6 protein-coding genes are annotated in these 13,736 nt (G+C 67.3%); all 6 read right to left on the reverse strand.

Annotation, left to right across the window (positions count from 1 at the left end):
* Positions 1–2: 2 nt before the first annotated feature.
* From BLS91_RS20355 to BLS91_RS15435, 6 genes are read right to left on the reverse strand one after another with little or no spacing between them, the layout of a single operon-like run.
* Positions 3–1,481: a DUF5684 domain-containing protein gene (locus tag BLS91_RS20355; RefSeq protein WP_159433876.1), complete on the reverse strand. Its 1,479-nt coding sequence runs from the start codon at positions 1,479–1,481 to the stop codon at positions 3–5.
* Positions 1,482–4,091, reverse strand: coding sequence for a transglutaminase domain-containing protein (locus tag BLS91_RS15415; protein WP_092341651.1), 2,610 nt, complete (start codon positions 4,089–4,091; stop codon positions 1,482–1,484).
* Positions 4,088–5,476, reverse strand: coding sequence for a DUF58 domain-containing protein (locus BLS91_RS15420; RefSeq protein WP_092341652.1), 1,389 nt, complete (start codon positions 5,474–5,476; stop codon positions 4,088–4,090). The genes BLS91_RS15415 and BLS91_RS15420 overlap by 4 nt, the downstream gene beginning before the upstream one ends.
* Positions 5,473–6,438 (reverse strand): AAA family ATPase, encoded by a 966-nt coding sequence (locus BLS91_RS15425; protein ID WP_092341653.1) that lies wholly within the window; start codon positions 6,436–6,438, stop codon positions 5,473–5,475. The genes BLS91_RS15420 and BLS91_RS15425 overlap by 4 nt, the downstream gene beginning before the upstream one ends.
* A gap of 28 nt (positions 6,439–6,466) precedes the next feature.
* Positions 6,467–12,475, reverse strand: a complete 6,009-nt coding sequence (locus BLS91_RS15430; RefSeq protein WP_092341654.1) for an Ig-like domain-containing protein — start codon at positions 12,473–12,475, stop codon at positions 6,467–6,469.
* Positions 12,475–13,638: a serine/threonine-protein kinase gene (locus tag BLS91_RS15435; RefSeq protein ID WP_241983200.1), complete on the reverse strand. Its 1,164-nt coding sequence runs from the start codon at positions 13,636–13,638 to the stop codon at positions 12,475–12,477. Before BLS91_RS15435 ends, BLS91_RS15430 begins: the two co-directional genes overlap by 1 nt.
* Between the last annotated feature and the right edge of the window lie 98 nt (positions 13,639–13,736).

Genomic DNA, 13,736 nt, shown 5'->3' on the forward strand with positions numbered 1-13,736 from the left:
ACTCAGGCCTCCAGGTAGATGCGCGCCGCGAGCTCCCCCAGCAGGAACCGATCGGTCAGGGGCGCGCTCGCACCCGCATCGAGTTCATTCTCCAGTCCGCCCCCATCAATGAGCACGACGCCGTTGGTCGAGTGCAGGTCGCTGATACCCCAGGCACCTTCGACAAAGTCCAGACGGGCGTGCGTCTTCGACACCGTCTTGCCGGGGTCGTGCAGCGGAACCAACTGTGCGTCGGTGTGTGCGCCGCCACGTGCGGGGTTGCGCCCGAGCAGCACGACCGGTTTGGTGAGCGACACTTTGAGACCGTGCTCGGTTTCGAGCGTCCACGGCTTCATGCGGCGCGCCACGATCATCGTTTCGTCGAGGTCGTCGCCGGCTTCGTCGTCGACTTCAGCGGCGACTGGCGCGGGAAGTGCGGCGGGGACCGCTGCGACGGCTACCCCGGCGGCGATCTCGGCGGCGGCTGCGGCGAGCTCGCCGGGCAAGGCCATGGGGAGTTCCGCGGTCCCTGGCCCACTAGCCGCAGCAGCGACCGGTGCGGCGCTCACCTGAACGACCGGCGCCGGCGGAGCCCACGGGTTGGCCGGTGCGGCGGCCGCAACGGGCGGTGCCGCAACAACCGGCGGCGCCGGCGGAGCAGAGGCTACCGGCGGTGCCGGCGGTGCCGGCAATACCGGCGGGGCGGGTGGGGCAGGCGGGGCTGGAACAACGGCCGGAGCCGACAGCACCGGCACAGCAGGCGGGGCAGGCGGGGCAGGCGGGGCAGGCGGGGCAGGCGGGGCAGGCGGGGCGGAGAATACCGGCGGCGCCGGCGGTGCACTCACGTAGAACGGCGGCGGGCTGGTCGGCAGACCGTGCGGCGCTGCTGGTGCCGGCGGGGCCGGCGGGGCCGGTGGGGCGGTCGCCGCAAACGCTGCGGGCGGGGAGGGTGGCAGTGGTGGTCCGGCAAACTGAGCCGCCGGTGCAGGGGGCGCCGGCGGCATGGAGGCCAGCGGCATCGAAGGTGCAGCGTTGTGGCCGACCGGCGTGGGAACGGCCGGCTGTGCCGGCGCCAGTGACAGCAGCGTCACGGGGGCGAACGGTACGTATCCGGTCGCGGCTATGCCCGGCATCCAGCCGGTGTCGACCGACTTTCCGAACCCGAGCACGCCGGCCCAGATGGGAAAGGAGATCAGGTAGAGCAGGGTGAACCCGCCGCCGTGCCCCAGACGTCGGTTGACGTTGTTGACCGCCATGATGAACACGACGAGGGCTACCAGGTTCGCGGCCGGAATGAACATGCCAATCACCCACAGGGCCGAATACCGACCGAGCTCAAGCAGGGTGATGGTGTTGACGATCGGCACCCAGGCCTTCCAAGCCTGCTCGCCGAGTTTCAGAAAGACCTTGCCGAGGGCGATCGACGAGAACACATACAGGCCGAGGCCGAGCAGCACGGCCACCACAACTACGGCTATCGCCGCTCCAGATGATTCATCCATTTATGCTTCACGGCCGCTGATCGGCGGCCGCTCCCCCAATCTGCTGGTGTCGCGCCGGTTCGGGCGAACGGTGATGACGTCGTATCGAGCTGAGCGTCGGCGAAAAGTGAACAGGTGGCGGGCATCCGCCAGTCGAGAGAAGGAGCGCAGCGAGATGGCTGCGCGCAGGCGTTGCCGCCGGGTTCCACTGGCAGCGAGGCCGGCGCGTTCGGCCGTGACGAGCGCCCAGAAGGCGTCGCTCTCGTCGACCTGAGGTGACACCGGCCCGAAGACAGCCCGGTCGGCGAGGGTCGCAAGCTGGGAACCGCCCGCCGATTCGTAGTACGAGGCGGTCTCGACCCGGGTCATGCTGCCCTGGTCGCTGAAACCGCGGTCGACGGCGGCGTCGATGTATTCGTCCCAGCCGCCCGCGAACCTGGCCGATACGTCGGCCGCGCGGGCCCGGTCACGTCGACGCTTGAATTTGGCACCGAGAATGACCAGGAACGGGGTGCTGATCGCGAGCAGCGCGGCCAGGCTGATGCCGCCGACCTTCAGGATCGCGAACAGCCAGGCCAGATCGGTGCCGGTGACCGGGTCCTGCTCCGGCTGGTCTTCACCGTTGGTCGGGTTCGCCTCGGGCGCGCGCTGCTCGGTTGCACCTTCGGCGATGACCTCGGTATTGTATTGCGGGTCGCGGGTCGTGTCGTCGATGGGTGACAGCGGGTTCTGAAACTGCGGGGTCGCGTCCAGGGTGATCCAGCCGCCGTCGCCGCTGGCCACTTCGACCCAGGCCGCGAGGTTCTGGCCCGAGCAGACTCCGCCCCGGCACGCCCCGGGTGCGCCCGAATCAGCGCCGGATCCCAGGGTGAATCCGAGCACCACGCGGGACTCAAAGCCGAGGTGACGAGCGAGCAGTGCGGTAGCGACGGCGAACTGTTCGTCGTCGCCGATAGCTGCCACAAGCTGGGAATTCTCGGTGGCGGTCGTGCTGTTCTGCTTCTCCAGCAGCGCGGTGAAGAGAGCGTCGATGCGGGCGACCGAGTGTCCGGACAAGCTCGGCGAGAACTGGTAGTCGCCGAGGTCGGCGGTCCAGGAGTCCACCGCCGGCACGGTCAGGGAGTGGCTGAGGTAGCCGCGCTCGCGCAGGCGGGTGACGAGTTCGGCCAGGCCGGTGCCATCGCGTGTGACGGCCTGGGCGTCGACCCAGTCGACCAGGCTCTGCGGAATCAGCGTTTCATCGATCGCGTCACCGGCCGGGCTGGCGAGAGAGGCGAGGTCCGTCGCATCCGCTTGTGAGTCGGAGACGATCGTGTAGCGGTCGCCGCGCTCGAGGGCTTTGAGTTGAATTCCGGATGCCGTACCCGCGTTGTAGAAAAAGCCGTCGCTCAGGTCAGCCGCGCGATCACCGGCAAAGCGGATGCTCGACAGCGCGCCGGCCCCCGGCATCCAGACGCCGCTGTAGCCGGCAATGTCGAACCGGGTCGTGACGCTGTCCGCGCTCGCCCCGCGCGCGTGCGGCACCCGGGCGAAGGCGGTGGCCTGGTCGCTCTCGCCCGCGGCGGGGTCGACGACCCGAAAGACTTCTCCGTCGTAGTAGCTGAGCACGGCGAGGCGCACGCGGGAGTCGGTGCCGTCGTCGATGGCCGGGCCGGATAGCGTGAACAGCTCGGCGTCGTACTGCTCGGCGCTGAAATAGCTGCGGTACTGGCTGAGCGGGCTGACGTATTCGCGCAGTTCGACGGCCGGGTCGATGCTGCTCCGCAGCACCTCACGGGTCGGCGTCGCGGCAACGGCCGACAGCCCGCCGAGGGTGACGCCGATGGCGAGAACGAGCACCCCGCCGGCGAGAATGGCCCGGCGCAGGCGACCGCCGAGGCCGCCGGGAGTGCGCCGCACCCCGGTGGTGCGGGCAGCCAGGTCGAGTGCCTCGCTGCGGGCGAGGTGGGTGCGCCAGGCCAGAAAGCCGAAGGCCAGCAGCAGGGCGGCCAGGCCGATCAGGCTTTCGCGTGGTGCCGGCAAACTCACACTAAAAAAAGTCAGCGGAACGCTCACGGCACTCGACCCGAAGACGAGGCCGAACAGTTGCACGGCAAAGATCAGCGGCACGGCCAGGGCCATGAGCCGGCCGCCGCGCCAGGCCAGCGAGAGTGCCACAGTGGTGCCGCCGAGAAACAGCAGAAAGGCGGGGGCGAGCAGCGACTGATAGGAGCCGACCGGCAGTTGGATGGTGACGAGTTCTTTCCAGCTGAAGACCGTCGCGGTCACCAGGTCGAGCAGCCCGCCGACGGCGTTCGGCACACTCGTGAGGGCGGTCGGCGCCGCGAGCGGTACGCCGAGCAGCAGGTAAGCGCCCAGCACGGTCAGCAGCACGGTGAACCAGCTCCAGCCTCGACGGGCGCCGAGCCAGGCCAGAGCCAGGCCGGTGAGAATCGCTCCGGCCGCCATGATCAGGTAGCTCACGTCCTGGTAGATCGGCCAGGCCGCCCACACGGCAACGAGCATCATCGCCACGATGAACACGGCGTTGATCACCCAGGCACGCCGGCGTGGGACCGGCCCACGGCGCGGGCGGGTGGTCGGCACGGCACCGGTCGCAGGTCGCATGGGCTGAACTTCGGGCGCGCTCATGCTGCTCGTCGACTCAGCAGGGATTGCAAGTCGTCGAGCACACCGATGGTCAGCACGCTGGTGCCGGCCAGGTCACGAAAGCTCGGCTGTTCGTTGGGGTTGCACAATACGGCGACGACCTGCACGTTGCCGGCAAATTTGAGGGTGAGAGCCTGCAGACGCCGAGCGGTCATCGCCGAACCGCAAATCACGAAGGCGATGGAGATGTCGGGCACGACCTGCGCTGCGAGCACGCAGACGTCTTCGATGTGCATCGCGTGCGAGCTGGTTTCGATGGCGGTGAGGTCGTCGAGCAGAGTGCGCGTCGACACGACGCTCAGGCTGCGTACCGAACGGATGCTCTTCCGCACGATATCGGGGATTTCCTCGCTCGCTACGACGGCCAAATCGCGGCCGTCGCGAATGGCGCGCACGCCGAGCGAACCGGCGGCGCTGACCGCCATCTCGAACTCGTCCTCCGACGCGTATTCGGCATCGTTGAGGCTCAAGACGATGGCCAGGCGGGAGCGGCGGCTTTCTTCGAACTGGCGCACCATGAGCTTGCCGGTCTTCGCGGTGGATTTCCAGTGAATGTGCCGCTGCCCGTCACCCGGCGCGTACTCGCGAATGGCGTGAAAGGAGATGTCGGAGTCGACGATGTCACTCGTGGGGTTGCCCTCGAGGTCGCGCACGAACCCGGCGCTCGTGCTCGGAATCGATACGGTCACCGGATGCACGAACAGGCGGTTGACGTCGGCCCAGGCCACTTCACGGCCGAGCACACCGAGCGGGTCGCTGCGCACGGTCGTGACCGGGCCCACGTCAATCACACCGCGGCGGTAGGCCGGCACGCGAACGTGCTCTTCGTGAACCTGACCGCTGCGGAGGAGCGGCACGTAGACATCCGCCAGGCCTTTGCCAATGGGAACGTCGACGCGACCCGGCAGCTCGAGCCGTTTGGACACGTTGGTGACGGTGAGGGTGCCCAAAACCTCGGAGCCGGCCACCACCCGGTCGACCGGCAGCACGAAGTCGACGCTGTAGGCGCGCCCGCCGGCCAGAAAGGGCAGGGAGATGAGAATGAGGGCGACCGCCACACAGCCGGTGACGATCAGTTCGGTCCAGCCGAAAACGAGGCCGAGCGGCAGCAGCACGATCGCCGTGGCGACGACGACCCAGCCGGCCGGCGTGACCGTTTCGCCCACCCATTCGACGGATACCCGCGCACCGTTTCGCACAATTCGCGAAACCCGCATCCAGAGCACGACGGCGCCCACGAGGGTCAACGTTGTTGACTGGTTCGTGCGCGTGGTGCTGTACCGGGTGTGCGTTGCAGACCTGGTCTGGGTGCTGGTTCGCGCCAGATTTGAGGTCTGGGAGCGCCGCGATTCGGTGTGGAAGCTCACGCCAGGTCACTCCGACTGGGCGGTACGACGTCGAGCAGAATCTGGCCGATGACGGCGCTCGCGGTGACGCCGTCGAACTCGGCCTCCGGGTCGAGCACCATGCGGTGCGCGAGCACCTGGTCGGCGAGGGCCTTGACGTCGTCGGGGGTCACGAAGGTGCGGCCGTGGGCGACGGCCCAGGTTTTGGCGGCCTTGGTGAGGGCGCGGGCGCCACGCACGCTGACGCCCATGCGCACCTGGCGGGCATCCCGGGTGGCCTCGACCAGACGGCCGATGTAGTCGTAGACCAGGGGGTTCACGAACACTCCGCGGGCGATGTCGCTCATGCTCACGAGCGCCTGCGGGGTGATCACCGGGGCGAGTTCGTGGCGCACGTCGGCGGTGCCCTCGAGAATGCGAATGGTCGAGGCGAGGTCGGGGTAGCCGAGCGACGCCTTCATCATGAACCGGTCGAGCTGCGCTTCGGGCAGCCGGTAGGTGCCGGCCTGCTCGATCGGGTTCTGGGTGGCGATCACGAGGAACGGCACACCGGTTGAGCGGGTAACGCCGTCGATGGTCACGTTGCCCTCTTCCATCGCTTCGAGCAGCGCGGACTGGGTCTTCGGGCTGGCGCGGTTGATCTCGTCGGCGAGCACGACGTTGGCGAAGATCGGTCCGCTGTGAAACTCGAACTCGCCGGTCTTCTGGTCGTAGACGGTGATGCCGGTGACGTCGCCGGGCAGCAGGTCCGGGGTGAACTGGATGCGCGTGGAGACTCCCTGCACGGTCTGCGACATGGCGCGGGCGAGCGAGGTCTTGCCGGTACCCGGGTAGTCCTCGAGCAGCAGGTGGCCCTCGCTGACCATCGCGGTGAAGGCGAGTTCAATTACGTGGCGCTTGCCGAGAACGACCTGCTCCACATTGTCGACCATCATCGCGAAGGTCGCGGAAAACCAGTCTGACTGCTCCGTCGTGATTGTCATGTATATGGCTCTTTCAGTGGGGCGAAGATTAGTTGGTGGGAGCGGATGCTGCGCTACAGCGGAAGGGGCCAGCGAGGGTACCGGAGACGGCGGGGAGGTTCTTGGTTGCGGCTGCGGTCCAGGCGATGGTCCAGTTCACGTTTCTGGTCTGGGTCGCGTCGGCGGGAACCGCTGCTCCGTCGCGGGAAGCCCACGTGCGGCCGCCGTTTCCGTCGGACACGTCGTACTGGGCGCTCGTCACAGTTCCCTCAGCGAGTCCGACCGAGGTGGCGTCTACTGCGACCTTCAGGGTGCCGCCGATGACGCACCCTGTGTTGGTGAGCGCGGTGACCTCGTACTTGACTTGCCACGCCTGACCGGAATCCGCTGCCTTGACCGCCGACCAGTCGCTGCAGAGCGAGTCATCGTTGTCGGTGCAGTACCGCACCGTGATGCCCGGGTCGGCGCCGAAGACGGTCGAGCCGGTCGAAACGTCGTAGGCATCGAAGTCGACCACGAAATCATCGGGAACGGTTGCCTTCGACGTGGGCGTCGTGAGCAGGTACTGGCCAGTGCTCTGTCCGTTAGCTGGCGTCGCCATACCGTAGGTGTACGAGCCGTCGCCCGGAGCGGAGGGCTTCACCCACGTTGTGACGGAGCCCGCGCTGCCCACCGCCTCGCCGTATCCGTTGGAATAGCAGACCGTCACGTAGTACCTGGTGTGCTTGGTAAGGCCACCGATCGTGGAGTCCGGTGAGGTGCGGTTGCCGGCCGAAGTGATTGCCGCGCGAGTGAACGTGCAGACAGGATCCGGCGTGGTTGATGCCACGTACAGAATGTGTTCGGGCTCTGCGCTGAAGTTCTTGTTTGGCTCGGTGCCCGACACCGTGATCGAGGTGTTCTCGGAGGTTAGGGTGCCAGCCGTGATCGAGGGACTTCCCGCTACAGTCACCGTCTGATCGACCGAACGGTTGGTGGGCCCGCTGCCCGCCGGCTGGTCATCCTTGCTGAGCGGGGTGACAGTGATCGTCTGCTCGCCGACGAGCAGCGTGCGGCTGAATTCTGTCGTTCCCACGCCGGGAACGGCGACGGGTTCTTCGGTACCGTTTACGCTGTAACGGTTGGTTGACGGGTCGTCGTTCTCGATCGTCACCGTCACAACGCCCTGCGCCGTCGTCGTTCGTTCGTCGAAGACCGGCTCCGCAGTGAGTGTGCCCATGCCCGGAGTGTCATACGACCAGGCCGTCACGCTCACCGCGGTGCGCGATTCCCCGACCGCATTGAAGGCTTTGGCCTCGTAGTCAGCTTTGTCACCGTTCGCCGACGTCGTGATGTTGCCGCAGTCGCCCGACGTGTCGCACCTCGCCACCGAAGCGCCGTTGCGGTACAGGTTGAAGCCTTCGAGGGCCGGGTAGGCCGCGTTAGCGCCGCCGGGGCTCACCGAGAGAGTCACCGACCGGTCGTCGTAGGCGATTTGGGCCACGGCGTTCGGCGCTTTCGGGTAGCCCTGCAGGTCAACCGTGATCGACCCATTGCGGGTGCCGGCGCTGAGCTTGCCCTGCGCGTCGCGCACCACAAAACTCGCCTCACAGACACCGCCGGCGGTGTCGCCCGACCAGCTGGCTCGAACATTCTTGGAATTCTCGACCGAGAACGACACCCCAACGCAGGTGCTCGGGGCGGTGACCGAGACCAATTCAAGCGGTGTTCCGCGGTACAGGTTGACCTCGCCGGGGGTGCCGACGACGGCAATCGAGCAGCTCGATCCCGACGACTGGGTGCAGGTCGTCGCGACGGTGCCGCCCTTAGGCAGTTCGCTCGGTGCCGGGCCTACCTTGAGCGCGAGCACCGCCGGAATCGCCTCGCGGTGGCTCGACAGGCTCACGGTGACCGCCGCCTCCCGGCCGGCCACGGCGTTGTCGGCGACAGAGATCGTGAGAATCGAGCCGTCCTGCGTGACGGTGAACTGGTCGGAGGAGAACTCGATCGCAAAGGTCAGCGCCGGCACGTCGCCCTTGCCCTGCCACTCGACCATGTGGCTGAGGTCGTAGCGAACGGCGTCGGCTCCCGGGCTCTCGGTCAGCGCGGCCGGGCGCAGTTCCGGCTGGGGGTCGAGCGGCTCGACCACGATGGGTACGACCAGCTGCGTGTAGTCCTCCTGTCCATCGATGCGTGCCGGCACCGTGCAGGAGTCGGTCCAGGGCGCATCGGAACCGGCCGTGTAGGTGACCGTCGTGCCGGAGTCGAAGGTGCAGGTCGCCTTGCCGCGCTCCCCCGACGAACGGATGCCCGTGCGCTGCAGTTCCAGCGTGGTCCCGGCGGGAATCGACACGAGGCTCGTCAGATCGAAACTGACCGAGGCATCTTCCCGCACGTTTTGGTCGACGTTCCCCTTCTTGAGCGCGATGATGATCGCATCCTTGGCCGGAATGCGCAGGAACCCGTAGGTGGTCACCAGGGCGCCCTGAAAATTCGGGCCGGTCAGGGCGAACGGGGCGAGAAGTCCCTCGTCGGGGACGTCGCCGCGGATCTTCCAGCCCGACACGTCAAGGCCGGGGTGGTTTCCCCACAGGGTCAGGGTGAGATCGGAGACATCCCCGGAGTTCCAGGACACCTTGTCGGTGACCACGTCGATGCCCTTGGGAAACCCGTCTCGTTCGTCGAGGGTCAGGGTGGTATCGATCACGACCGGGTAGTCGGGAACCGAGGTGCGCACCACCTTGACCACGATGAGTCCCTGGCCGACGTCGTCGTTGGCGTTGGTCACCGAGTAGACGAAGGTGAGCAGGCCCGGCTCGTCGCCGGCCGTGAACACCACGCGCGCGTCGGTGACGGAGTCGATGCGCCCAGCCAGCGCGTCGTACTCAGCGGTGCCAGCCGCGGCGTCGGGGGTGACCTGGCTCAGGGTGAGGCTGCCGCCGCCGGGTTCGATGTCGTTGGCGGCAGGAAAAACGACGACCTGGTTGTCGGGCCCGGCCTGCACCTCGACGTAGTCGCTGAAGGTGATCGGGCTCGGATTGGAGCGCTGGTCAAGTACGCCGATGCGCACGAGGGCGACGCCGGTGGTTCCGGCGGTGTCGCGTACGCGGTACTGAAATTCGATGGCGCCGTGATAGTCGCGGGGGCTGGAATAGACGACGGCGTCGCCGGTGGCGTTGAGCGAGGCCGTTCCGCGGGCCGGCTGGGTGAGCACCCGGTCGAGCACGACGGTGTCACCGTCGGGGTCGGTACCGAAACTGTCAAAGGGAATCTCGATGGTCTCGCCCGACAGCACCCGACCGTAGAGGGTGTGCGGCTGGGGCACCGTGTTCTCCCCGTCGGCGAGCACCTCGACCGAGACCACGGCCGAGTCGATGAGTTCCGGCGAGCCGGCGGTGTAGACGCTGTAGGCCACCTCGTAGCTGCCCGGTTCGTCGGGGGCGAGGTAGCGCACCTCGGCGCCGGCCGCGAAAGCGAGGCCACGGTCACTGCGGTTCTGCACCGATTCGGCGTTGAGCATCACGATGTTGCCGTCGGGGGCCACATCGTTGGCGAGCACCGGGATGTCGATCTGGGCGCCAACGCGCACCGAGACGCTGTCGTTCATGGCGATCGGCGTCTGCGGAACGGATGCCGAAAGCAGGTAGACGGTGGCCTCACCGCGCACGGTGTACAGCGGGTTTTCGGTGCCGTCCGACACCGTGTAACGCACGGTGCCGAGCTTGCCCGGTCGTTCGTCAGCGGTGGAACCGCGTACGCGCAGAATGTTCTGCCCGACGACATCGACGCTGAGCGAGGCGCCCAGAACGGTCTCCGGGATGGCTTCGCCGAGCAGCAGCACCCGGCCGGCCGGGTTGGAGACGGCGGTGAAGACGTCAACGCTGGTGTCGGCCTTGGGCCGCACGAAAACGGTCACGGGGGAGGTCGTGAGTGCCTGGGCATCCGCTGACACCACCGAAATGCGCGCGAGCGTGACGACCTCGCTCACGTCGTCGGCGATGGTGAGACTGACGGTGTAGTTACCGACGACGGTCGCGGAAAAGTCGAAGGCAGTACCGTTCGCCGTGATGCTCACGGCCCCGCCCTCGGTGCTCGACGGTGTCGTCGCCGACGTGATGCGGTACAGCCCGGCAGCGCCCGAAATGTACTCGGCGGGGTTCACCGTGAGGCGCTCGTTCACCGAAGCGAGCAGTGCGAACGGTTCAACGGTGAGCCGTGGCGTGGGCGTGACCACGATCGTGAGCACCTTCTCGGTCGAAGCGTCGTGAATGTCCGAGACGCGCACCAGAATCGTGGCCGACTGGGCGGCCTGTTCGGCCGCGTTCGGGTGCTTGTAGACGAGCACGCCGGCCGGCGTCACGCTGACCGAGCCGATAGCGGTGGTGTTCAGAGCGGATGCGACGAAGATCGGATCGCCGTCGGGATCGACCCAGCCGGGCAGCACCGGAATGGTCACGGTGCCGCCGGGCTGTACCTCGGGGCTCGGCCAGTCCTGCAGGCAGCCGTCGGTGCCGCACCAGACCGGGGCAGAATTGATCTCGTCGCCATGCACGGTGAGGGTGACCGTGGTCGGCGCGGAGTCGAGGCCGTCGGCGCGCGATCCGTCGGTGATGGCGTAGTTGAACGTTGCAGAGCCGCGAGCGCCGGGAGCCACCTGCACGGCGAGAGCCTGGTTCTGATCGGTGACGGTGACGGTGCCGAAATCGGGGTCGAGGCCGGTGACCGAGGCGGGCACGACGCTCAGCACGTCATCGTTGGCGTCGTGGTCGTTGAGCAGTACCGGCAGCGTGACCAGCTGGTCGATGCGCACACCGAAGGCGTCGGGCACGGCAATGGGTGCTTTGGGTTCAACGACCTCTGAAGCTTCCTCCACGTCGTCCTGGCGCTGGGGTTCTTCCGCCGCGGCGAGGGTCCAGTCCTGGGAACTGGCGACCAGGGCGCCGCCCGGAACGGTCCACACCCATCCGCTCCGGGTGTCATTGAGAATCATGAGCGATTCGTTGGCGCGAAAGGCGGGGGCGGCGTCGCCGGTCGGAGTTGCTGCGCCGTAGCTGAGGGCGGATTCGCCGTCGCTCTCGCTGAACAGGGTGCCGCCGACCCCGGAGGCGGGCAGCCAGGCGGCGTAGCGTTCTCCTTTAAAAGGGGTCGGCGCGGCGGGGGCGCCGAGCACGGTTTCAGAGTTGCCGACCAGTTCGGTGCGGGCCCCGTCGGCGAGCGCGAAGGAGATCAGGCCGGTCTGGTCGGCGACGAGCACGTCGTCGGCGGTGGTGCTCGGGCGTTGCAGCACGGCCAGTTCGCTGAGGTTGGTCGGGGTCGGAGCGTTCTGCCCGGCCAGCCACAGTTCGTCGCCGACCACGCTGAGCAGCGCCCAGCTGTCGCCGACAACGCTCAGTTGGCTTCCGGGCTCGGCCGGGCCGTCGGTCACGTCGTCACTATTGCGAATCTTGTCGTCGACGATGGAATAGCGCAGCACGCTTGCGGCCTCGCTGGAGTAGCTGTAGAGCACCCCGTCCGGTGTGATCGCGATGGCGTCGGAGCGGTAGACGCGCGGGGTGTCGCCCTCGGCTATCTCGTCGTCGGCGTAGGGATTGACCGCGCGCGGTGCTTCCGCGGCGCCCACGGTTCCGGCGAAGACCGTTCCGGCGCTCGTGAGATAACCGACCCAGGAACCCGACGACACGATGGTTCGGGTGCCGGCCGGCGTGCTGTCGTAGTCGCCGGCGTCGTCACCGAGGTCGATCGGTGCCGCGAGGCTCACGTCGACGACCTTCTCGTTGTTCTGCGCGTAGAGCAGCACGGTGGAATCGGTTTGCACCAGTTCGCTCGGCGACGGCACGGTTTTCACGGTGTCGAGTTCGCCGAGGTCGGTGTTGACGCGGGCGTACCGGTTGCCGTCGCCGCTCTGCAAAGCCCAGATCGAACTCGCGTTCACCGGCGTCTGCTTCACGTCGAAACCATCGACGACGATCGCCACGGTGGCCAACAGCGCGCCGATCGCGCACACAGCGGCAATGCGGATGACGCCGAGACGAGCCGTTGACAGCACGGGCAGGCGGCGGCGAGTCCGTTTGCCGGCCATCAGAGCAGCCCGGTGATCACGAGCACGCCCACGGTGGCGCCGATCCCGACGATGACAGCGCTGGACAGAAGCAGGCTCAGTGTGAGCGGGGTGAATCGGGTGCGAGCCGTGTCGCTCGAGTCCGGCAGGGTGCCCTCGCGGGTCTGCGAGGCGGGGCGGCGGGTACTGCGCCGCGGGCCGGGGCGAAGGGTGGGAATAGAGACATTCGAGATGACAGCGCCACGCGATTCGTGGTTATCAAAATCCACCGGCGCACCAGCGGATGCCCAGGCCTCGTCGGCGACCTCCAGCGCGGTGAGGGGCAGGCCGAGGTCGCGTTCCACCCGCTGCAGGTCGTAGGCACACTCGAGCATGCTCCCCTGGCGGGCTGCCGGGTCGCGACTCATCATGCGGGCGAGGGCGCTTTCAAAGGAGGCGGGAACATCCGCTCGCCCGATGCTGGTGTATTTGGCGCGGCCAATGCGCTGTTTCAGCTGTACCCGCGACCCATTGGAACCGGCTGGCAGTTCGAACGGCGCCCGTTCGGCCAGAAGCGAATACATCGTGGCACCGAACGACCAGACCTCGGTGGCGATCGTACCGGTGGTGCGTTCGTCGACGATCTCCGGAGCGCTCCACGGCAGCGACATGGCGAACATCTCGTCGCGGGCACCGCTGGCCAGCGACGCGGCGATGCCGAAGTCACCGAGCACCGGGCCGCCGAAGGTCGTGGTGAGAATATTGGACGGTTTGATGTCGCGGTGCAGCACCTTGGAACGGTGCGCTGTCTCGAGGGCGCAGGCAATTCGCACGGCGATATTGAGCACGGTGGCTACGGGCAGCGGCTGGGTACGCTCCCGGGATGAATAGGAGCCGGGGCAGAATTCCATAACCAGGTAGGGGCGGCCATCGGCCGAGATGCTCGCGTTGTAGACGGTGAGAATGGACGGATGCGAGCTGAGGCGCGCCATGACGTCTGCTTCGGCATTGAAGGAACGCAGTACGTCGGCGTCGACGATGTCCTGCAGCAGCACTTTGACCGCCACGGAACGGCGGGGCATGTTCTGTTCGAACAGAAAAACGTCGGCAAATCCACCGGTGCCGAGGGGGCGCACGTAGGTGTAGCCCGACAAAACGGGCGGAGCAGAAGGAAGTCGCCTGCCCATCGCTCCCCCGACCTGCATTGTTTCTGTCTTGCATCTTTGTGTTCACTCGCAAAGACGCAGCTGGTCTCAGATTCAATCTTAACGGCGACACTCGACCTCGACACACACTGGGGCAA

This window comes from Cryobacterium flavum, from assembly GCF_900103805.1.
GTDB lineage: Bacteria > Actinomycetota > Actinomycetes > Actinomycetales > Microbacteriaceae > Cryobacterium > Cryobacterium flavum.

Bases quoted from the DNA above. Each gene is read 5' to 3' on its own strand.
- BLS91_RS15415 (WP_092341651.1), bottom strand. From the start codon at position 4,091: ATGAGCGCGCCCGAAGTTCAGCCCATGCGACCTGCGACCGGTGCCGTG.
- BLS91_RS15425 (WP_092341653.1), bottom strand. From the start codon at position 6,438: ATGACAATCACGACGGAGCAGTCAGACTGGTTTTCCGCGACCTTCGCG.
- BLS91_RS15435 (WP_241983200.1), bottom strand. From the start codon at position 13,638: ATGCAGGTCGGGGGAGCGATGGGCAGGCGACTTCCTTCTGCTCCGCCC.
- BLS91_RS15430 (WP_092341654.1), bottom strand. From the start codon at position 12,475: ATGGCCGGCAAACGGACTCGCCGCCGCCTGCCCGTGCTGTCAACGGCT.
- BLS91_RS20355 (WP_159433876.1), bottom strand. From the start codon at position 1,481: ATGGATGAATCATCTGGAGCGGCGATAGCCGTAGTTGTGGTGGCCGTG.